This is a genomic window from Candidatus Pantoea soli, assembly GCF_007833795.1.
Taxonomy (GTDB): Bacteria; Pseudomonadota; Gammaproteobacteria; order Enterobacterales; family Enterobacteriaceae; genus Pantoea; species Pantoea soli.
In genome coordinates this window covers 297,426-317,983 of record NZ_CP032703.1, presented here as the reverse complement: position 1 = coordinate 317,983, position 20,558 = coordinate 297,426, and the positions used below count along the sequence as shown (strand labels likewise).

The following is a 20,558-nucleotide window of genomic DNA, read 5'->3' as shown; positions in this document are numbered from 1 at the left end:
GCTCAGGGCGCGGTGATGACAATGGCAACGCGACGATTCTGCGCCCGTCCCTGTGCGGTGCTGTTACTGGCAACCGGTTCGCGCATGCCGAGGCCGCGCGTAACAATATTCGCGCGCGGAATGGCCGCGCCGTCGGCCCACTGGCGGGCGACCGCATCGGCGCGCTTCAGCGACAGCTGCTGATTGTAGTCAGGCTTACCGTAATTATCGGTGTGGCCGTCAATGCGCAGGTGGGTAATCCCCGTGGCGGCGAGGTTACGGGCCATCGTGCTGATGCTGACTTTACTGGAGGGCGTCAGGTCCGCTTCGTTAACGCCAAACAGAATTTTATCGGATAACCCCAGCCCCCAGCCTTCGGCATTCTGTGTGAAACCCGCCTGCTGCATAGCGGCAATTTGCGCCGCGTTAAAACGGCCTGATGACTGACAGCCGGCACACGCCAGCACCAGCATCAGCAGAGACATTTTCAGTTTCATATCCGCTCCTCTCGTATCCCTTTGTTTTTATACATATGCATATCGGCGCGCTCCAGAATGGAGGCCACCGAATCTCCCTGTTGCGACCAGGCATAGCCGATGGTCACTGACGTGGTAATTGGTTTCTCTTCCGCAATATGAATGGGCTGAGCGATGGCAGCGTGAATATCTTCGATTAACTGCTGTAATTCGCCCTGATCGGTGCGGCTGGTGATCAGCATGGCAAACTCATCGCCGCCCAGCCGTGCCACCACATCCTGCGGGTAGGTCAGCGCCAGCAGGCGTCCGGCGATAGCTTTCAGCACCTCATCACCGGCGGCATGGCCCCAGCTGTCATTGATACATTTAAAGCGATCGCCATCCAGAAACAGCAGCACAAAGCCGCGCGGCGCGTGCTGCTGCTCCAGCAGCTGCGCCAGACGGGCAATAAAAGCGGAACGGTTAGCCAGCCCGGTCAGCGGATCTTCCAGCGCTTTGGCGGCCAGGGAGCGGTTGTCACGCAGCAGCGAGGCTTTCAGCGTCTGCATCTCGCTCAGCAGGGAGTTCAGATCCTCCGAGAAAAGCTGGAACTCGCGCGTCGGATTGCGCGGAATGCGCTGCGAAAAGTCGCCGGTGCGAATCACGTAGTGGATGGCGCTGGTGATATTGCGCAGCGAGACCAGAATCCCCCGGTGCAGAAACTCGCTGATCAGGAAAGAGATCACCAGCACGCAGACCATGCCACAGCTCAGAATCAGCACGGAATAACGGATAAAATCGGCTGCGCCATTCACCGTGCCAGCCAGCGTTAAGGTGCCTACCTGATTCTCGGCGTGATTGATGGGCACCGACAGCGGCCGGACATAGATCCAGCGACGTAACTGATCCTGATACCAGCCGCTCGGCTCCTGACGGTCCTGCCAGTTGACCAGCACGGTATTCTCATCCGTCACCAGCCGGGCAGAGGCGAACATGCCCTGATCGCCCAGCAGCGCAATCTTGTTATGCGCGTCGTAGCTGTCTTCAAAGACGGTGGCGGCGGTCAGGCTGGTGCTCAGCGTGGTGGCGATCAGTTCGAGATTACGTTTTTCATAGCGCTTAATGAATAACAGCGACGTTGACGTCAGCAGCAGCCAGCACAGCAGTAAAATCACCGCGGCATTAATGGTGCTGATTTTACGCAGCTTGTTGCGGATTGACGTTTTATTGTTGGGGGTTATAGCGGAATTCATCTTATTTGCTTCCTTTACGGGACAGCAACAGCACATCCGGGCTGACTCTGACGCCACTGCGCGCCAGCGAATCCAGATTCACCGCAAAGCCGGTATGTCCACCGCTGAACAGCAGACAAAATGCGGCACCACGGGTACAGTCCGGATTCTGCTCGGCGAAGGTCAGCACCGCTTTACCCGGCAGGCTGGCGAGCAGCTCGGTTTGTTGCTGCGGCGACTCGTCGCCGAAATAGAGCGCATCGCAGCGGTGCTGTGCGGCCTCACGGCGGTCATTCAGCCAGACCACGCTAAAAGGAACGGCTGCGGTGCGGGTGTCGTGTGGAAACGAAAGATGCTGCGCAGACGGGAATACGCAGAGCTGAGGATCCTGCTGTAACGCAGGCCAGCGGGTAAAACTGATAATCCCGCTGACAATCCGGTTCGCCTGGTCGTCTTTTATTACCTGCTGTGCCGCTGCCGAAACCGGCAGGTACGAAAATAACCCCAGCAGGAAGAGGGTACGCACCAGCCGGCACAGGAGGTGAAAATACAACCGGAGGTCGGGTACAGGTGCGGAAAACGATTTACGTAACATAGCGCCATCTCTGAACAGCAGGGCGCAAATAGTACCATCACGGGGCTAAAAAGAGTATTGACGGGGCGGGGCGAGCGGCGCATCGCGCCAGCGATGACGGGCATTGCAGCCGCTTAACAGCATAAAAAGGCAGCGCAGTGCGCTGCCGGGATGTCACTCACTGTGCAGATTGCTGCCGTTGCTGGCAATCACCTGCTGATACCACCAGAAGGACTTTTTGCGGATGCGCTCAAGTGTGCCGCGACCCAGATCGTCGCGATCAACATAGACAAACCCGTAGCGCTTGCTCATCTCGCCCGTGGAGGCGGCCACCAGATCAATACAGCCCCAGGTGGTGTAGCCGATAACCGGAATGCCATCGGCAATGGCTTCGCCCATGGCCTGAATATGCTGTCGCAGATAATCAATACGGTAATCGTCATTGATCTGCCCGTCTGCCGTCAGCTCATCGCGGGCACCCAGGCCGTTTTCTACCAGAAACAGCGGCTTCTGATAGCGGTCATACATCATGTTCATGGTAATGCGCAGGCCGAGCGGGTCGATACCCCAGCCCCAGTCGCTGCGCGTAAGGTGCGGGTTAATCAGCGATTTCACGACGTTGGCGGCGCTGCTGTTCTGTGCCGTCATATCCGCAGATGCGCAGCGTGAGGCGTAGTAGCTGAAGGAGATAAAATCGACCGTATGGCGCAGGATATCCGCGTCTTCCGGCTGCATGGCTATCTCGATACCCTTTTCGCGGAACAGGCGCGCGGCATAAGCCGGGTAGCTGCCGCGCGCCTGCACATCAATAAAGAACAGATTTTCCCGATCCTTCTGCAGGGCGGCCCAGACATCCTCCGGCTTGCATGACCACGGATAGAAGTTGCCACCGGCCAGCATGCAGCCAACCTGGTTGGCCGGATTGACCTCGTGGGCGATTTTCGTTACCAGCGCACTGGCCACCAGCTCATGGTGCGCCGCCTGATATTTAACCTGTTCAGGATTTTCGTCCGCTTCAAACACCAGGCCGGCACCCGAGAACGGGCTGTGCAGCAGAATGTTAATCTCATTGAACGTCAGCCAGTATTTTACCAGCCCGTCAAAGGCTTCAAAGCAGGTGCGGGCGTAGCGGGCAAACAGCGCGATCATTTTGCGGTTACGCCATGAACCGTATTCCGTCACCAGATGCATCGGCACATCAAAATGACACAGCGTGACCAGCGGTTCGATGCCATATTTGCGGCACTCTTCAAATACGCTGCGGTAAAAGGCAATGCCTTCTGCATTCGGCTCCGCTTCATCGCCGTTGGGGTAAATTCGACTCCATGCGATAGAGGTGCGAAACACGGTAAACCCCATCTCTGCCATCAGCGCGATATCCTGTTTGTAGCGCTGATAAAATTCGATGGCGTCATGGCTGGGATAATATTCGTCGTCGCGCAGGGTGAAGCGCTTTTCCAGCCCCAGTTTCACCGGCATGCGGTGCGCGCCCAGCGGGATCATATCTACGGTGGTCAGGCCCTTACCGCCGGCGCGATAACTCCCCTCTGACTGATTGGCGGCCAGTGCGCCGCCCCATAAAAATCCCTCAGGAAATGTCACTTCAGACATACATCACCTCAATTGCCGTCCATAAATTGCGCGGGTGCTGACCGGCTTAGCCGCTTCGGCCGGCGTGGCCGGCTGCGCCACCGGAATATCTTCAAAACCAAGAATTAACGTCAGCACAAATGACAGCACCACCGAAAGCAGCATGACGCCGCCTACCCAGACAATGCTCATCGGGTTAGCCGGATCAAAAAACTGCACGCTGGTGAACAAACCGGGCGACGCCATAGAGTGGCTGGCAAGGCCGCCCACACCGGCCACCGCGCCGCAGATAAAACCGCTGATCAGGCTGGCAATCAGCGGACGTTTCAGCCGCACCGCGACGCCATACAGCGCCGGTTCTGAAATGCCCGCCACGATAGCCGATGCCGCCGCGGCAAAGGCGGTCTGACGCAGTTCCGGATTCTTAGTACGGATCGCCACTGCCAGCGATGAACCGCCCAGTGACAGATTGGCTCCAATTTCCGAAGGCATCACCATGCCCTCTTTGCCGGTTTCAGCGATGGTCTGAATAATGGTCGGCGTGAACACGCGATGCATCCCGGTCATCACCAGCAGCGGCCACAGGCCGCCCATAATTGCCACGGATAGCCAGCCGAGATAGCCGTGAATGGTATACACCAGCGCGGAAATCCCGCTGCCGATCCAGATCCCCAGCGGCCCAATCAGCACAATGGCAATCGGCGCGGCAATCAGCACGATTAACATCGGTTTCAGGAAATTTTTGGTCACGGCGGGCGTGAAGCGATCTACCCAGTATTCGATATGCGACAAAATCCATGTCATCACCAGCGCCGGAATCACGGTATAAGTGTACTTCACGGCGGTAACCGGAATGCCGGCAAAGGTCACGGCCTGGCCCTGCGCCGCTTTGGCCATCAGATCGATAAAGGCCGGATGCACCAGCACACCGGCGATGGCGATGGCCAGTGACAGGTTGGTTTTAAATTTCAGCGCGGCAGAGGCGGCCACCATCACCGGCAGGAAGAAAAAGGCACCGTCGCCGATGGCATTCAGAATAATCAGCGTGGAGGAGCTTTTTTCCAGCACGCCGCTCATCAGCAGCACCATTGCCAGCAGCTTCACCATCGACCCGCCAATGATCGCCGGAATCAGCGGAGACATGGTGCCCACCAGCGAATCCAGAATACCGGCACCGATGCTGCGCAGGGTGAGCTTGCGCTTTAGCGGTACATCAGGCGAGCCGCCGCTTTCCGGCATGCCAAGCTGCAGCACGGCCTGGTACGCCAGGTTAACGTTATTTCCGATAATCACCTGACACTGCGTATCAGTATGTACCACGCCCATCACGCCGGGGATGGCCTTCAGGCGGGCGTTATCAACACGCGCGCTATCTTTGAGCACAAAGCGTAACCGCGTCATGCAGTGGGTTACCGCCTCAATATTATCGAAACCGCCGAGTGCCGCCACGATCGCGGGCGCGGTCTGAGCATAGTTGTTCGCCATAAAGGGGTATCTCTTTTTGCAGGGGAGAGGCAACTGTTATGAGTTTATGAGAAACCGGTTTCACAAAATCATGAACAACACAGAGATGGCAGACAAGCAATTTAAAATGAAAATAACGAAATTGTGATCGAGGTCGAAAGTGGTCGCTGCGGCAAAAGCGAAAAAATTCCCGCCATTTTCATTGCTTAGGTACACTGACTGGCATTGCAGGTTAATCAGAGTGAAGCATGACAACCATACTTGAGGTGGCAAAACGGGCGGGCGTATCAAAAGCGACAGTGTCACGCGTCCTGTCCGGCAACGGTTATGTCAGTGAAGAGAAGCGTCAGCAGGTCTATCAGGCGATTGCTGAAACCGGCTTCCGGCCCAATCTGCTGGCACGCAATCTGGCCACCAAATCCAGTCAGACCATTGGACTGGTGATCACCAACACCCTGTATACCGGCAGCTATTTTACCGAGCTGATGCAGCACTCCGCGCGTATGCTGGAACAGCAGGGCCGCCAGCTGTTACTGGTGGATGGTAAACACAGCGCCGAAGAGGAAAAGGCGGCTATTCAGTTCCTGCTCGATCTCCGCTGCGACGGCGTAATCATCTATCCGCGCTTTCTCACCACCGATGAGATGGACAGCATTATTGCGCAGCACAAACACCCGATTCTGGTCATCAACCGTCGGCTGCGCCAGCATGACAGTTACTGTATTTATTCCGATCAGCAGCAGACCAGCACCGCTGCCGTTGCCGAACTGATCGCGCGCGGGCACCGTGATATTGCCTTTATCACCGGTTCACTTGATTCTCCGACCGGCCGCGAGCGGCTGGCGGGCTATCGCGCTGCGCTGACGCAGCATCAGATTCCGGTAAAGGAATCACTGATTATCGGCGGCAAATGGCAGGCACAGCAGGGCGTGGCGGCGGTGGAAACCTTACTGGCGCAGGGCAGTCGCTTCAGCGCCATCGTGGCGAGCAATGATGATATGGCGGTTGGCGCGCTGAAGGCGCTGGCTGCACACCACATCCGCGTGCCGCAGCAGGTATCGGTGCTGGGCTTTGACGATATTCCGCTGGCACCCTATACCGTGCCGGCGCTCTCCAGCGTGAAGATGCCGGTGACGGCCATGATTCAGGAAACCATAGAACGTCTGATCTCCATGCTGGACGGCGGTGAAATGCGCAACCGGAAAACCTTTACCGGCGAGCTGATCGTGCGGGAATCGATCGGACCGGGCCCGGCATCGGCGCCGGGCCCGCAGCCAATCAGTAGTTAAGCAATGCCTGCTTAAAAGACAAAATATGTGCGCGGGCTGCTGCCTCTGCCTGGGTACTCTCTCCCTGCTCCAGCGCCGCGATAATCGCTTCATGTTCCGCGATCACCGCCTGCATATGCTGCGCGCTGGAGAGCGTCGTGGCCCAGAAGCGCTGTGCCTGGGCATGAATGATGCTGAGGATATCAGACAGACGGCTGTTGCCGGCGATGTCGGCCAGCATCTGATGAAATTCCCGGTCCAGCAGCATCATTTGTTCGCGATCGCGCGCGTTGCCGGCGGCAGCAATGCGCTGGTTCAGCGCGCGCAAAGCGGTGATCTGCACCGGATTGACGCGCTGTGTCGCCAGTCGCACACACAATGCTTCATTTACCAGCCGCACTTCGGTTAACTCCAGCGCATCATCCATCGACAGCGGTGCCACCATCACCCCTTTGCGTGGAATAATGCGCAGCAATCCTTCCGTGGCCAGCCGATGCACCGCCTGATTCACCGGCGTGCGGCCCATCGCCAAATCCTCCATCACCTGTGCCGTATTGAGATACTCCCCTGGCTTATAGCGCAGCGTAATCAGACGGTGCCGGAAGGCCAGATAGGCCTGTTCATTCAGCGACACGTTTTTAGGCAAGGTTGTCTGGCTCACATTTTCAGCAATTGAATCACTCATCACGCAAATCCTTTGTGGGGTACTGAGACATCTTACACAAAAACCTGGCATGAAAATGGCTATCTTGAAATTGCAGTGAAATTTCACACGAATTTTTCAAACGGGAGCCCATGCTATGCATTTACGCTTTAACACCGACAGTAACGGCGCGGCCGTGCTGGATTTCGAGGTGACTCAACTGGTGATCGCCGGCTGGGTCGGGCGCGATCGGGACGCCGTGCTGCACCATATCAGGGAACTGGCAGCGCTGGGCGTGCCCGCGCCTGGTGCAGTACCGCTGTTCTACCGGGTTGCTGTTCAGCAGCTTAGCCAGCAAAGCGCGCTGGAAGTCGTGGGTGACCAGACGTCGGGTGAAGCCGAGCCGTTCGTCTTTTTTCATCGCGGTGAATACTGGGTTTCGCTGGTATCCGATCACACCGACCGCCATCTGGAAACCTTCAGCGTGGCGCTGTCGAAGCAGGCCTGCGTCAAGCCGGTGGCGCAGCAGGCGTGGCGGATGGCTGACGTGCGGGCGCACTGGGATCGGCTGGAGCTGCGCGCGTGGATTCATGTCAACGGCGACTGGGTAACTTATCAGCAGGGGACGCTGGCTGCACTGCTGACACTGGATGATTTACTGCAGCGCTATTTTGCCGGGCAGCCCGTCCCTGAAGGTTTCGCGATGTCATGCGGCACCCTGAGCGCGCTGGGCGGTATCCGGCCCGCCAGCCAGTTCCGGATGGCGCTGCACGATCCGGTGCTGAACCGCACGCTGGAACACGCTTACACCACAACCGCACTGCCGGTTGTTGCCTGAGGAGCGCGCGATGACAACTTTATGGCAGGCCAGCCAGCAGTTACGCGCCGGAGAAACCGATGCCCTGACCCTGACGCAGCAGGCGCTGCGGGCGATTGACGACGCCGCAGGCGAGGGCGTACGCGCCTTTACGCAGGTTTATGCCACGCAGGCACAACAGCAGGCGCAGCAGGCCAGCACCCGCTGGCAACAGCAGCACGCCCGCAGTGCGATAGACGGGCTGCCGATCAGCATCAAGGATCTCTTTGATGTGGCAGGCGAAACCACGCGGGCCGGTTCGCGCCTGCTGGAAGCGGCTCCCGCCGCGACCCAGGACGCCCATGTGATTATGCGGTTAAAGCAGGCCGGCGCGGCCATCGTCGGCAAAACCACGATGACAGAGTTTGCCTTCTCTGGCCTCGGTATCAATCCGCACTATGGCACCCCGGCGAATCCGTGGCGACGGGAGGAGGGGCGCATACCGGGCGGCTCTTCCTCGGGTGCGGCGGTGGCCGTCGCTGACGGCATGTGTCTGGGTGCGGTAGGCACGGACACCGGCGGTTCGGTGCGTATCCCGGCGGCACTGTGCGGGCTGACCGGCTTCAAACCCAGCGCCAGCCGGATTCTGCAGCACGGCACGCTGCCGCTGGCGACGTCGCTTGACAGCATTGGCGTCATTGCCCACGACGTGCGCAGCTGCGCACTACTGGACAGCGTGATTGCTGAGCAGCCGCTGAAGCTGCAAGGCCGCGATCTCCGACAGGCGCGTTTTGCGGTTCCGCAAACCCGGGTGCTGGATGGGCTGGACACCGATGTGCGCGCCGCATGGCAGCGGGCGCTGGCCATATTGCAGGCGCAGGGCGTCAGGCTGGAGGCACTGCCGCTGCCTGAGCTGGCAGAACTGGACACCCTGAACGCGCGCGGCGGCATTACCGCGTGGGAAGCCTGGCAGTGGCATCAGGCGCACGTGCAGCGCGCCGCTGCGCAGTACGATCCGCAGGTGCTGGTCCGCATCCAGCGTGGCAGCGCGCTGAGTGAGGCTGACGCACAGCAGTTGTACGCGCAGCGCGCGCACTGGCGACAGCGCGTGGAGCAGGCCATCGCCCCCTTTGACGGCGTGCTGATGCCGACCGTACCGATGGTGGCGCCGCGCATCGCCGAACTCGACGATAGCGAACGTTATCGTCAGGTCAACCTGCTGATGCTGCGCAACACCAGCGTGATCAACATGCTGGATGGCTGCGCCATCTCCTTACCCTGCCATCAACCCGGCTCTGCGCCGGTGGGGCTGATGCTGGCCGCCGCCCACGGCCATGATGCGGCGCTGCTGAGCTGGGCCGTTACCCTTGAATCCACCCTGCAACGGAGTCTCTGTTCATGACTATTCCTCACGGCATGTTATTTGTCGCTACGCATATCGCCGCCGAAGACGAAGCCGATTTCAATCTCTGGTATGACCATGAACACGTCGCGGAGCGCGTGGCGATCCCGGGGTTTCTCAGCGGGACGCGCTATCAGGCGCTGTCAGCGGAACGCCGCTATCTGGGGCTGTATGAAACGGAATCGCTGGACACCTTTACCGGGGCTGATTATTTCGCGGCCTTTACCCGACAGACCGCGTGGTCTGTGAATAACCTCGACAAGATGGTGAATCCGATGCGCCGCGTCTGCGCCATCAGCCATCAGCATGGCCAGGGCACCGGCAGCCATCTTGCCGTGCTGACGCTGCAGGCTGGCATGGAGCGTGCAGCGCTGCAGCAATGGCAAAGCGGGGTACAGCAGACGCCGGGCTATATTGCCTCGCGCCTGCTGACGCCGGATGTCACGCTCAGCACACCGCTGCCGCGTGAGCCCCGCGCGCCCCGCGCCATGCAGCCGATGCTGCTGCTGCACTGTTCGGATGCGCAGACGTGTCAGACGCTGGCTGCGCAGGCGGCAGACGCGCTGAACGGCGATGCGCAGCTGTATGCGCTGAGCTGGCAGTTAACCAAACAGGAGATGGCCCATGGCGAACACTGATTCTACGCTGCAGACCGCGGCACGCGGGCAGGTGAGCAGCAGCAAAACCGGCCGGCTGGCGGCGGCCAGTTCGATTGGTACCGCGCTGGAATGGTACGACTTCACCGTCTACAACATTATGGCGGCGCTGGTGTTCAACCACGTGTTTTTCCCCAGCTTTGATCCGCTGGTGGGGACTATTCTGGCGTTCTCTACTTATGCGGTCGGCTATGTGTCGCGCCCGGTGGGCGGCTTTGTCTTTGGCCATCTGGGGGATGTGGCGGGGCGCAAAGCGGTGCTGGTCACCACGCTGGTGATCATGGGGATTACCACGGCGCTGATGGGGCTGCTGCCGGGCTATGCGGTGTGGGGCATCTGGAGTCCGGTACTGCTGGTGGCGCTGCGCTTTATTCAGGGCATTGCGCTGGGCGGCGAGTGGGCAGGTGCGGTGTTGTTATCGATGGAGCATGGTGACGCCCGCAAGCGCGGCCGTAATGCCTCGTTCGCGCAGGTCGGGCCATCCTGCGGCACGCTGATCGGGACCGGTTTTATCACGTTAGTGACGGTGTCACTCAGTAGCGAGCAGTTTCAGGCATGGGGCTGGCGTATTCCCTTTCTGCTCAGCCTATTACTGGTAATGTTTGGACTCTGGCTGCGGCGTGGCGTGGAGGAAACCCCGACCTTTGTTGCCATGCAGCAGGCGGAAAAAACCACCCACACGCCGCTGAAAGAGGTGTTTTTACGCTATCCGCGCGAACTGCTGATTGCCGGCGGATCGCGCATCGGTTCCGATGTGCTGTATGCGCTGGTGGTGGTGTTTACGCTGACGTATGTGACCACGGTACTGCAGCTGCCGCGCCCGCTGGCGCTGATGGCCACCATGCTCGGTGCCATCGGTAATGCGCTGACGGTGCCGCTGTTTGGCGCGCTGTCGGACCGCCTCGGGCGTCGTCCGGTATACATCGCCGGTGCGCTGCTGGCGATTGTCTGGTCATTTGTCTTTTTCGTCTTGCTGGATAGCACGCAGCCGGCGCTGATTGTGCTGGCGGTGGTGGCGGGCCTGCTGATTCACGCCATGATGTACGGACCGCAGGCAGCCTTTGTGACTGAACAGTTTCCCAGCCACGTGCGTTACGCCGGTTCGTCGCTGGCCTATACGCTGGCGGGGATTATTGGTGGCGGTTTTGCGCCGCTGATTATCACCTCGCTCTACCGGGAACTGGGCAGCACGCTGTGGGTATCGCTGTATGTCAGCCTGGCGCTGGGCATTACCCTGTTTGCGCTGTGGAAGGCGCGCGAAACGGCGCATAAACCGCTGTAACCTCCGGTCATTACCTTTCAGCGTCAGTGTCTCAGGCGGCAGCGGCTGGCGGCCGCCTGAGAATATGCAAAATTGCGCTGCGTTTGTTTCAGCTGTCTGTGCCGCGTGCAGGGAGAAACCCGTTGCCATACATATACTGCAGCCGGCAGGTTACTGCGGGGAGGGAGGGGGTGAACCGGGACCAGCGGAACAAACCGGGAGAATGCGGACGCGCATGAAGGTAAACACAGGAACAGCGGACGGCGCAAAATGTTTATAACCTGCCGGCGACCCTTATGTCGCCGGAGAAATCGCCTCAGGCTGGAATGCGCTGCCATCACAGCGCATTCCGCGCAACAACCTGGCCGGGGATAATGGCGGAGTTAAAATTTTTCCCAGTTCACATCACTGACGCCGGCTGCCGTAGCCAACGTGCTGTTCGGAAGACGCGGCGTTCTGCCTGACGGCACGTTTACAGCAACCGCCGCCTGAGGCGCGCGCTCGTGTAAGGTAAAGGTTGCAACCAGCTGTGACAGCGTTACAGCCTGTTCCTGCAATGATTTCGATGCAGAAGAGGCTTCTTCGACCAGCGACGCGTTTTGCTGTGTCACTTCATCCATTTGTCCGATAGCCTGATGAACCTGCTCAATGCCTTTACTCTGTTCAGACGTAGCCGCAGCGATCTCATTCACTAAATCGGCAACCTGCCGGATGGCGTTGCTGACGTTTTCTGTATTGCCGCCCACGTGCGTGGCCTGCATCACACCCTGTTCAACCTGAGAAACAGACACGGAGATCAGCTCTTTTATCTCCCGGGCAGCAGAAGAAGAACGCTGCGCCAGATTGCGCACCTCTGACGCCACGACGGCAAACCCGCGCCCATGCTCGCCTGCGCGCGCTGCCTCTACGGCGGCGTTAAGCGCCAGGATATTCGTCTGGAAAGCAATACCTTCAATAAGCCCGGTGATCTCTGAAATCCTGGCGGAACTTCCGCGAATATCGGACATGGTTTCCAGCATCTCGCTGACTGCGCTGCCGTTCTGGCGGGACAGATGGTTCGCATTATTTGCCAGCTCGCTTGCCTGAACAGCACCCTCCGCATTCTGGCGCACGGTATCACTTAAGGTGGCCATACTGGCTGACGTCTGCTCAAGCGATGCTGCCTGCTCTTCGGTACGTGAAGAAAGGTCTTCGTTTCCTGCTGCAATCTGCGTCGAGCCGGTGCTGACGGACTGGGCTGCATGATTGACGGATAACAGCGTTGCTGAGACTCTGCTTAGCAGGTTATTAAAGGCGGTCGCTGTCTGGCCGATTTCATCATCTCTCAGCACGGAGGCGGTACGCGTCAGATCAAGGCTGTTACTGACTTCGGACATGGTTGCTCTCATGCCAGACAGGCTTCGCCGGATGCCAAGAATAATCCTTACTGAAAAAGCCCCCAGCAGAATAATAACCAGCGCCGAAGCAAGTGACATGATCCAGATAGTCTGCGAGAAGATGCCCGTATTTATTTTCCTTAAATCATCGCTGACTTTAATGTTTAAATCTATCTGATCGGTGAAGGCGGACTCCATATGACGGGTTGCGGCACCGACGCCTTCTTTACCTCTCAGTAAAGAGAGTGATAATCCGTTATCATGACTTTTAGCCGCGGCGTAAAAAGCGGGCAGTGCAGCACGAACCGCATCGATATTACGATATGCCTGTTCGGTCATACTTTTATCTTCGTCATTCGAGATATCATTCGCCATATAATAGTCAGTTAACGCTTTGAGCTTGCTCAGCAGGGCGTTGATTCTTTCTTCCGCTGCTTCCTGCTCAGCACTGTCTACTGCCGTCTGGTAACGATAAAGCGCAATGCCTAATTGATTAGTATCGCTGATTGATTTATTCAGGTCTTTGATACTCGGTATTGCATTAACCTGAACATATTCAAATCGCGACTGGAAACCTGAAATCACCGTAAGTGATACGGCGACAAGCGAGACCAGTGATAAAGCCAGCAAAGAGAATGCCAGCAACAAACGCTGTGTAATAGTCATAAGAAACCTGATGGGATGTTGAAATTAACGAAGTGACTATCGACGTTGTTACGGATGACTTTAATGTATCCCCAGCGAAATATATTTAGCTGACCACCTTGATAGATTGGAAATATGCACTACCCAATGTGGTGTGCTTATAATGTTATGGGTTTGTTGAATAGATAATATTTAAGTCTTTGAGGGACATGCGCATGGATTTGAGATAAAGGCATCAGGACTTTATCCTGGGATGTAACACAAAAACACATTTAAAACGCCGGCGTTGCGATTAACGTTAATCGTAAGCAAACGTGTCTGTGCCTGTTTATTTCCCGCCGGTCGGTCGGGTTTATACGCAGGTCAGACGTTGCCGTCGCAGCAGGCGCTGTAACGCTACAAGCGCCCCAGAAGGCCGGGGCGCTTATGACAGTTAATGTTGAAATGGCTGGCACCGTGCATGGCCCTGCGACCGCCCGGTTATCTGTCCTTTGTCAGCGCATCTTCCAGGAAACGTACCGCGTTGCGCAACGCCTGATCGGCTTCTGGTAGCGTGCCTGCCAGTAAATGCCATACGTGAAACATGCCAGGCCAGACCTCAAGTGTCGTCCGAACGCGTGCTTCGCCTAAATTCTCAGCAAGTTTTATTGCCCCGCTCAGCATGACCTCGTTTTCGCCAATCTGGATAAGGGTAGGTGCGAGCCCGTGCACATCTGCATAAACCGGAGAGGCATCAGGATGGGCAGGACGCTCACCCGCCAGAAACGTTTTAGCCAGTTTGTTGAGGAACGCGACGCTGCAAAGCGGATCAATTCCTTCACGGGTCGTTGCTGAAAAGCCACTGTGGGTGAGATCCGCCCACGGGGAAATGGCCACGGCCGCTGCAGGTAAAGCAATACCCGCATCGCGTGCTTTGCGCATTACCGTCACAACCAGCGCGCCGCCCGCTGAATCTCCCGCAAGAACAAGCTTTCCGGGTCAATACCGCTATCGAGAAGTGCCCGATAAGATGAAAAGACGTCATCAATTGGCAGCGGAAACGGAAACTCAGGTGCCTGCCTGTAATCGGGCGTATAAACACGGGCCTGTAAATCTCTGGCTATACGGCCTGTGAATCCTTTATAGGCTTCAACGCCGCCATGCACATAACCGCCACCATGGATATATAAAACGACTCTGCCTTCAATACCATCGCGCGTTTCGCTGATCATTGCCGGGGTATTACCTGCCGGGAGGTTTCTGTAAGTGACACCCTCGATGGGGGGGAAAATCGCTTCCATACCCTGCATATATTTTTTACGAACCTGCGGCCAGCTATCTTCAGACGCTGCAAACACTTTCTGAATAACCGGACCAGCAGCCTCTAACCATCCCGCTAAAGCGTTCTGTGCCTTTTGCGACAACATCGTTGAGCCCTCATCGATTGAAATTCTACAATGCGACTTTAAAAGATAAATTGACGAAAACGGTTCCCCAATGACTGGAAGGAAAATCGCTTCTCCGACATTCCCGGGATCGGCGCTGGATATGAATACGTTACGCATCTTTGTTGCTGTTGCCGATGCAGGGAGTTTTGTGGCGGGCGGTAAAGCCATGGGGTTAACGCGCTCTGCAGCAGGTAAGGCGCTGACGCGCCTGGAAACCTACCTGGAAACGCGGCTGTTCCAGCGCACTACACGTCGCTTATCACTTACCACGGAGGGGCTCGATTTTTACCATCGTTGCTGCAGGATTCTTGAGGATATCGAAGAGGCTGAAGCCGTTGTTCGTCAACATCACCCCCTGCCGGGAGGCATTCTGAGACTGACGGTGTCAGAGGGGTACGGCAAGATGGTAATATTGCCGTTTGTTGAGCAGTTTTTACAGCATTTCCCCGGCATTAACCTTGAAGTGAGCTTCAGCGACAGGATTGTCGACCTGACCGAAGAGGGGTTCGACCTGGCTATTCGGGTAGGCAATGGCATCACGAGCTACCAATACATCACCCAGGTGATTGACAGAACTTCGCCACTGCTTTTTGTCTCGCCTGACTATCTTAAACTCCGGGGATGGCCCGCCTCACTGGCAGACCTGAAAGATCATCGTCGCCTCGTTTATGGCCTGGGGCCCGCTTCTGCGGCATGGACATTTTCTGCTAAGGATCGCAGACCGGAGACGATAAACGGCAACAACCTTATACGGTTTGACAGTGGTGATGCGATTCGCCAGGCCGCCATAGCCGGACTGGGGGTAGGTTATTTGCCGTCGTTTATGGTTAAGAACGATATTTCAGCAGGCCGGCTGGTTCAGCTGTTCCCTGAGATACAGGGCGAGACCGTGGCTATTCATGCCATTTACCCCAGCCGCAGGCATCTCTCTTTGCGGGTACGCACCTTCATAGAGAAGCTTAAAACTTTTCTGGCTCCCCAGTAAGACGCGGAACCCGTCCCTGTTCCGCTGCAAAAGTCCGCTTTCCCGCGCAGCGCACCCTGGCCTGCGCCGCTGGCGATGTTATTGCTCAGGATGCATCGGGTGTTCGCGGTCCGCTGGCAGTGCCGCCCGGATTCTTTCTGCGCTTTTCCGAATACATCACAGTGTCACTCTCTTTGATCATCTCCATCAGTGAACCATAGGTGCCGGCGCTGCTGCTTAATACGCCGTAGGAGAAGTTGATGTTGTAGGGCTTACCTGAACTGGCGTTATAGGCATTTATGCTGTCGCGCAGTTTTTGCTGAAACGCCACCGCTTCATGGCTGTCGGCAATCAGCACGGCAAACTCATCGCCGCCAATGCGGCCGGCCACGTCCTGCGGCCCCTGCAGCTGGCGCAACTGGTCAGCAAACACCTTCAGCACCGCGTCGCCTTCCGCATGTCCCCAGAGATCGTTAATCGGCTTGAACTTATCGAGGTCAAAATAGAGGATGCTGAAAGCCGTACCGGCCTGCTGAAGCTCACGGAATCGCTTTTCACCGATATTATAAAAACCGCGCCGGTTACGAAGCTCCGTGAGACTGTCAGTCATCGCCATATTGATGACTTCAAATTCATCTTCAACAATGGAGGCAATGTCCTTCATCGCCGCGATATCCTCTGCGCTGAAATCGCGGGGTTCACTGCCCGCCAGGCATAATGTTCCGGCCACTTCGCCATCCGGCAGACGGACCGGATAGCCTGCGTAAAACCGGATAAATGGAGCCTGGGTGACCAGCGGATTATCGCTGAAACGCGCATCCTGACGCGCATCGTTCAGAATAAGCGGTTCATCCTGCAGAATGGCATGGGCGCAAAAAGAAATATCGCGCGGCAGCTCCCGCCCGGCCAGCCCCTGACAGGCCAGCGCCCATTGCCGCTCACGATCGATCAGGTTAATCACGGCGATGGGCACCTGAAACAGTTTCTGGCTGATACGCGTCAGTCTTTCAAACCGCTCATCATCCCGCGTATCAAGCAGATCGATCATATAAAGTGATTTCAGTCGCGCTTCTTCATTTTCCGGTAAACCTGGAAGTTTCATCTCTACCTCAGCATCAGCAGATACAAAATTATTGTCAGTAATGTCATTGCTTTTAAAAAATATAACCCTCTTTGCTTCCGCCTGCTGTGCAGAATGAAGCCAGTAACGCATGGTTATTACCTAAGAATTATGGGGGTAAGCGCGGGGCAAAAGGGGAGATCACCCCCGCTGACATTTTCTGTCGCTGCGCATCAGCATTATTCCGCTGAACAGGTGAGACGATATCCGCCCGCCATAGCGTTTTGCCACCAGCAGTAAAAGGTGATAGCACAGCAACACCGTGGGGCGTATTCTGGCGCCAGCGGGTTAATTTTTTAAGGATGAACAAAATGCCGTTACCAGAAAGGATGAGAGCGCCAGAAGTAAGTCTTAAAAAGATCAGCGAACTTGCCAAAAAGGCTGAAGGGATACTGGCGAAAATCGAACAAGGTTCAGCTGATGACGATCCCGCGCTGGTCGCTATGATCAACGAATGGAACAGTCAGACGGTAAACCCGTGGCATTTTGCGGATTTCAGGGATTTTCCTTCCTCGACAAGCGCCATTGATTTTACCCGGACGGCCCTGAATCAGGCGCGGCTGTATCCGGATTTTACGTGGGCAGAGTTAATTCAGACGGTCAACTTTATCTGCGACTGTGAAGGCGCTGAATCTGAGCAAGACTACGCCCTCTCATTGCTGGAGTGTAATTTTGACGCTAATGCATCCGATCTTATTTTCTGGCCAGATAGCTGGTTTGATAATCCGGAATTAGCCGATGACGAACTGAGTGCGGAAGAGATTGCCGGCTACCTGCTGGCCCGTTCGGGCCGGCACTTACCCGATGCACCGGCATTAACCTTAATGTATCCGATACCGGGTCATAAACGCTGATGCCAGCGCGGTGTCTTAAGGTTTACCGGCTGCGGCTTATTCCCCGCGGGTAAACAGTGACAGGCGTTGACCGCGCCAGACGGACATCGTGTCAGCAGTCTGACCCGCAGCGGGGTGGCGCTAACGGCCGGTGTCGTGCCGCCGCGACGCGTATGTCAGAATTTCTGTAACGGGTGCCGGCAGTCATGCCGGGCCCGATTTCTCCTCAGCGCCGCCTGCGATTTCAGACCGATAGAGGGTTTATTGTGAGCAGGCTAATTAATTTATTGCGCTGTTTAATTCCGCTGCGCGAATTAAGAATTAGTCTGATTGATTGTAAATCTATGTCAATGCTAATTTGGCTTTACTCATTCTGTTCATTATTCCTGAGGGAATTATGCAACCACGTATTACGCATCTTGACGGGATGCGCGGATTAGCGATCCTGATGGTCATTGCCTATCACGCTTATGCGCGCTGGCCGGAACTCTTACCCTTTGTTGCCGCAACGCAGCATATCCCCTTATTTTCATTTGGCTGGGTGGGCGTGCAGTTATTTTTTATGATCTCCGGCTTTGTTATTTTTATGACGCTGGACAAATCCCACAGCTACAGCAGTTTCCTGCAAAAGCGCTGGCTGCGGCTGTTTCCGGCGATGCTCATCGCCAGCGTCTTACTGTTTATTGCCGATGGCTTTTTCCCGGAATGGTCGCTGATGACGCCGTATGTAAAGAACCTGCTACCGGGGCTGATCTTTATTAATCCGGAAACGCTGACTCAGCTTACCGGTATTGAGTTTCACTCTATGGCGGGTTCATTCTGGTCACTTTACGTTGAGGCAATGTTTTATCTGATCGTCGGCGCAGTCTATTTCACCTGCGGGCGGAAATATTGCCTGCCCGCGCTGATTGTGCCAATGCTGGCGCTCTCAGCCTCCTCGGTATTAAAATCGCTGGGATATCCACTGCTGATTGACATTATTTCCAAGTTTGGATTTATTCATTATGCCTGGTTTATGGTGGGCTGTCTGGTATATGAACGGTTGCATGGCCGCGACAGGATTTATCATTATGCGCTGACGGCGCTCGCGGTGGTGATTAATCTGAGCTATTACGTCAAAAATACCGGCGCGCTGGCAATTGTCCCGCTGATGACAGTGATGCTGTTCTTTATTGTCAGCTTTTATTCAAAACGCATTGAATCCTTCCTTTCACTGCGCTTTTTCACCCTGGTCGGCTTTGTCAGTTATGCCCTGTATCTGATTCACGAAAATCTGATGATTGCGATGCTGATCAAAGTCAACCGCTACGTGAAGAGTGAGGCGCTGATGCTGCTGATGCCGGTGCTGATTGCCAGTGCGCTCTGTGCCGTGGCCTGGCTGATCACCCGCTATGCGGAACCGGCGGTGCGCGCTGCACTGAAGGGAAAACGCGCACCGGCGGTGCAGGCAAAACCAGAAGGGTAATGCCCGGCTTCCGCCAGCGCCTGTGCTGTCAGTTCCGGCACGGTGGCTGACGTGAGGCAAGGTGACAGCCCGGCAGGCTGCCGGGCTGTGCGTTACACATCCAGCCGGTGAATCACATTCACAAAATCGTGTACGCCGCTGTTAATCTCCTGCAGGCTGCGTGACAGTACGCTGATCTTCTCCTGTTCGGTCATCACAAACTGCCGTACCTCATCCATCTGCTGATACATCTGCTGAATCAGCGTGGTATTTTGCTCCACCACTTCGGATATCTGGCGGGTCGCGCTGGAGGTTGACGCCGCCAGACGGCGTACTTCTCCGGCTACCACGCTGAAGCCGCGTCCCGCTTCACCCGCACGCGCCGATTCAATCGCCGCGTTAAGCGCGAGGATGTTGGTCTGTGAGGCGATCAGGTTGATGGTTTCGACCACTTCACCGATGTTTTTGGCGGACGCCGTCAGCTGCGCACCGATCTGAGACGCGGCTTTAACCTGCTCAGCCACCAGTCCGGAGTTGCGAATGGTGTCTTCCAGCACTTCATTGGCATTGTCGGTGATTTGTGAGGTCTCTTCCGATGTCGTCAGCGCAATGTCGGCGACCCGTTTTGCTGCCTCGACGCGCGCGGTAATATCCGAAGCAATCTTAATGACCTTATACACGTTGCCATCGGCATCCAGCACCGGGTTATAGCTGGCCTCCAGCCAGATGCGTTCGCCGCTGGCCGTTTTGCGTTCAAAGCGCCCGACAAAGTGCTGACCACTGGCGATTTTGCGCCAGAAATCGGGATTCTCACGGTAAAAGTTATCGTAGCAAAACAGGCGGTGATGCTGGCCGGCAATCGCTGACAGGCTGTAACCCATGTGCGCCAGAAAGTTGGCATTGGCAGTGATAACATGGCCGTCCGGCATAAATTCAATCACCGCCATTGAGCGGTCCAGTGCGGTGATGACCGCTTCTTTGTGTTCCAGCTCCTGATGGCGTTGGGTGATATCGCTCGCCACTTTGATCACTTTAAACACTTTGCCTTTTTCATCGCGCACCGGGAAATAGGTGGCGCTGAGATAAAAGCGCTGATGCTGTTTATTAAAGCGCTCAAAGATGCCGGTCACGGATTCACCGGCCGCCAGCTTTTGCCAGAAGGTAAAATAGTCGGCCGATTTGCTGTAGGCCGGACTGCAGAAAATCCGGTGATGCTGTCCCTGAATCTCCTGTAGCTGATAACCCGTGACGTCGAGAAACAGCGGATTAGCGCTGAGTATTTCACCGCCCGGCGAAAACTCAATCCAGGCGACGTGCTGTTTAATGGCATGAATATCTTTGGCTGGATCTGCGGTTTTAGTAAACGGCAGAAAATGGCTGGATTTTTTCACCCCGAACATGAGAGACCTCAGGCGATGGTTGTATTTAA

Annotated in this window: 17 protein-coding genes and 1 pseudogene; 8 read left to right on the top strand and 10 right to left on the bottom strand. The window is 56.4% G+C overall.

Features of this window, described 5'->3' with window-relative positions; translation table 11 throughout:
* Positions 1-2: 2 nt before the first annotated feature.
* The 5 genes from yfiB to ascF all read right to left on the bottom strand — a co-directional run bounded on the left by yfiB (position 3) and on the right by ascF (position 5,315).
* Positions 3-476, bottom strand: coding sequence for an outer membrane lipoprotein YfiB (yfiB, locus tag D8B20_RS18855; protein ID WP_145891169.1), 474 nt, complete (start codon positions 474-476; stop codon positions 3-5).
* Positions 473-1,687, bottom strand: coding sequence for a diguanylate cyclase DgcN/YfiN (gene dgcN / locus D8B20_RS18850; RefSeq protein ID WP_145891167.1), 1,215 nt, complete (start codon positions 1,685-1,687; stop codon positions 473-475). Before dgcN ends, yfiB begins: the two co-directional genes overlap by 4 nt.
* Position 1,688: 1 nt before the next feature.
* Positions 1,689-2,192 (bottom strand): regulatory sequestration protein YfiR, encoded by a 504-nt coding sequence (gene yfiR, locus D8B20_RS18845; protein WP_261388105.1) that lies wholly within the window; start codon positions 2,190-2,192, stop codon positions 1,689-1,691.
* Positions 2,193-2,414: 222 nt separating this feature from the next.
* A complete protein-coding gene (locus tag D8B20_RS18840) occupies positions 2,415-3,851 on the bottom strand; it encodes a 6-phospho-beta-glucosidase (protein ID WP_145891163.1) in 1,437 nt (478 codons plus the stop codon).
* A gap of 3 nt (positions 3,852-3,854) precedes the next feature.
* Positions 3,855-5,315: a PTS cellobiose/arbutin/salicin transporter subunit IIBC gene (gene ascF / locus D8B20_RS18835; protein ID WP_145891162.1), complete on the bottom strand. Its 1,461-nt coding sequence runs from the start codon at positions 5,313-5,315 to the stop codon at positions 3,855-3,857.
* 227 nt (positions 5,316-5,542) lie between these two features.
* On the opposite strand from ascF, the gene D8B20_RS18830 reads away from it, so the two are divergent.
* Complete coding sequence (locus D8B20_RS18830) at positions 5,543-6,583, top strand: LacI family DNA-binding transcriptional regulator (RefSeq protein ID WP_145891160.1); 1,041 nt, start codon at positions 5,543-5,545, stop codon at positions 6,581-6,583.
* Here the strand turns inward: D8B20_RS18830 and D8B20_RS18825 are convergent.
* The gene (locus tag D8B20_RS18825) at positions 6,573-7,247 is read right to left on the bottom strand and encodes a GntR family transcriptional regulator (RefSeq protein ID WP_145891158.1); all 675 of its coding nucleotides are present in this window, start codon (positions 7,245-7,247) and stop codon (positions 6,573-6,575) included. The two genes, D8B20_RS18830 and D8B20_RS18825, sit on opposite strands and share 11 nt — an antisense overlap.
* A 115-nt stretch (positions 7,248-7,362) precedes the next feature.
* Here D8B20_RS18825 and D8B20_RS18820 point away from each other — a divergent pair, with 115 nt between their 5' ends.
* From D8B20_RS18820 to D8B20_RS18805, 4 genes are read left to right on the top strand one after another with little or no spacing between them, the layout of a single operon-like run.
* The gene (locus D8B20_RS18820) at positions 7,363-8,043 is read left to right on the top strand and encodes a DUF2848 domain-containing protein (protein ID WP_145891156.1); all 681 of its coding nucleotides are present in this window, start codon (positions 7,363-7,365) and stop codon (positions 8,041-8,043) included.
* 10 nt (positions 8,044-8,053) lie between these two features.
* Complete coding sequence (locus D8B20_RS18815; RefSeq protein WP_145891154.1) at positions 8,054-9,403, top strand: amidase; 1,350 nt, start codon at positions 8,054-8,056, stop codon at positions 9,401-9,403.
* The gene (locus D8B20_RS18810) at positions 9,400-10,041 is read left to right on the top strand and encodes a DUF4286 family protein (RefSeq protein ID WP_145891152.1); all 642 of its coding nucleotides are present in this window, start codon (positions 9,400-9,402) and stop codon (positions 10,039-10,041) included. The genes D8B20_RS18815 and D8B20_RS18810 overlap by 4 nt, the downstream gene beginning before the upstream one ends.
* Positions 10,028-11,341, top strand: coding sequence for an MFS transporter (locus D8B20_RS18805; protein ID WP_145891150.1), 1,314 nt, complete (start codon positions 10,028-10,030; stop codon positions 11,339-11,341). The genes D8B20_RS18810 and D8B20_RS18805 overlap by 14 nt, the downstream gene beginning before the upstream one ends.
* A gap of 362 nt (positions 11,342-11,703) precedes the next feature.
* Here D8B20_RS18805 and D8B20_RS18800 read toward each other — a convergent pair whose 3' ends face one another.
* Together D8B20_RS18800 and D8B20_RS18795 are read right to left on the bottom strand one after the other, a co-directional pair.
* Entirely contained in the window at positions 11,704-13,362 is a 1,659-nt protein-coding gene (locus D8B20_RS18800; protein WP_145891148.1) for a methyl-accepting chemotaxis protein, read from the bottom strand.
* A 459-nt stretch (positions 13,363-13,821) separates the two neighbouring features.
* Positions 13,822-14,747, bottom strand: a pseudogene (locus D8B20_RS18795) (alpha/beta hydrolase).
* 70 nt (positions 14,748-14,817) lie between these two features.
* Between D8B20_RS18795 and D8B20_RS18790 the strand changes: the two are divergent.
* A complete protein-coding gene (locus D8B20_RS18790) occupies positions 14,818-15,753 on the top strand; it encodes a LysR family transcriptional regulator (RefSeq protein ID WP_145891146.1) in 936 nt (311 codons plus the stop codon).
* 85 nt (positions 15,754-15,838) lie between these two features.
* Here D8B20_RS18790 and D8B20_RS18785 read toward each other — a convergent pair whose 3' ends face one another.
* The gene (locus D8B20_RS18785; protein WP_145891144.1) at positions 15,839-16,834 is read right to left on the bottom strand and encodes a sensor domain-containing diguanylate cyclase; all 996 of its coding nucleotides are present in this window, start codon (positions 16,832-16,834) and stop codon (positions 15,839-15,841) included.
* A gap of 329 nt (positions 16,835-17,163) precedes the next feature.
* Here D8B20_RS18785 and D8B20_RS18780 point away from each other — a divergent pair, with 329 nt between their 5' ends.
* Positions 17,164-17,706: a hypothetical protein gene (locus tag D8B20_RS18780; RefSeq protein WP_145891142.1), complete on the top strand. Its 543-nt coding sequence runs from the start codon at positions 17,164-17,166 to the stop codon at positions 17,704-17,706.
* A 376-nt stretch (positions 17,707-18,082) separates the two neighbouring features.
* Entirely contained in the window at positions 18,083-19,150 is a 1,068-nt protein-coding gene (locus D8B20_RS18775) for an acyltransferase family protein (protein WP_145891140.1), read from the top strand.
* A gap of 92 nt (positions 19,151-19,242) precedes the next feature.
* Here the strand turns inward: D8B20_RS18775 and D8B20_RS21980 are convergent, their stop codons facing one another.
* Entirely contained in the window at positions 19,243-20,529 is a 1,287-nt protein-coding gene (locus D8B20_RS21980; protein ID WP_145891138.1) for a methyl-accepting chemotaxis protein, read from the bottom strand.
* Positions 20,530-20,558: the final 29 nt, after the last annotated feature.

Coding starts and splice junctions, on each gene's coding strand:
- D8B20_RS18840 (WP_145891163.1), bottom strand. CDS start 3,851: ATGTCTGAAGTGACATTTCCTGAGGGATTTTTATGGGGCGGCGCACTG.
- D8B20_RS18825 (WP_145891158.1), bottom strand. CDS start 7,247: ATGAGTGATTCAATTGCTGAAAATGTGAGCCAGACAACCTTGCCTAAA.
- D8B20_RS21980 (WP_145891138.1), bottom strand. CDS start 20,529: ATGTTCGGGGTGAAAAAATCCAGCCATTTTCTGCCGTTTACTAAAACC.
- D8B20_RS18790 (WP_145891146.1), top strand. CDS start 14,818: ATGACTGGAAGGAAAATCGCTTCTCCGACATTCCCGGGATCGGCGCTG.
- D8B20_RS18815 (WP_145891154.1), top strand. CDS start 8,054: ATGACAACTTTATGGCAGGCCAGCCAGCAGTTACGCGCCGGAGAAACC.
- D8B20_RS18820 (WP_145891156.1), top strand. CDS start 7,363: ATGCATTTACGCTTTAACACCGACAGTAACGGCGCGGCCGTGCTGGAT.
- D8B20_RS18785 (WP_145891144.1), bottom strand. CDS start 16,834: ATGAAACTTCCAGGTTTACCGGAAAATGAAGAAGCGCGACTGAAATCA.
- D8B20_RS18810 (WP_145891152.1), top strand. CDS start 9,400: ATGACTATTCCTCACGGCATGTTATTTGTCGCTACGCATATCGCCGCC.
- D8B20_RS18775 (WP_145891140.1), top strand. CDS start 18,083: ATGCAACCACGTATTACGCATCTTGACGGGATGCGCGGATTAGCGATC.
- dgcN (WP_145891167.1), bottom strand. CDS start 1,687: ATGAATTCCGCTATAACCCCCAACAATAAAACGTCAATCCGCAACAAG.
- D8B20_RS18800 (WP_145891148.1), bottom strand. CDS start 13,362: ATGACTATTACACAGCGTTTGTTGCTGGCATTCTCTTTGCTGGCTTTA.
- D8B20_RS18830 (WP_145891160.1), top strand. CDS start 5,543: ATGACAACCATACTTGAGGTGGCAAAACGGGCGGGCGTATCAAAAGCG.
- yfiB (WP_145891169.1), bottom strand. CDS start 476: ATGAAACTGAAAATGTCTCTGCTGATGCTGGTGCTGGCGTGTGCCGGC.
- D8B20_RS18780 (WP_145891142.1), top strand. CDS start 17,164: ATGCCGTTACCAGAAAGGATGAGAGCGCCAGAAGTAAGTCTTAAAAAG.
- D8B20_RS18805 (WP_145891150.1), top strand. CDS start 10,028: ATGGCGAACACTGATTCTACGCTGCAGACCGCGGCACGCGGGCAGGTG.
- ascF (WP_145891162.1), bottom strand. CDS start 5,315: ATGGCGAACAACTATGCTCAGACCGCGCCCGCGATCGTGGCGGCACTC.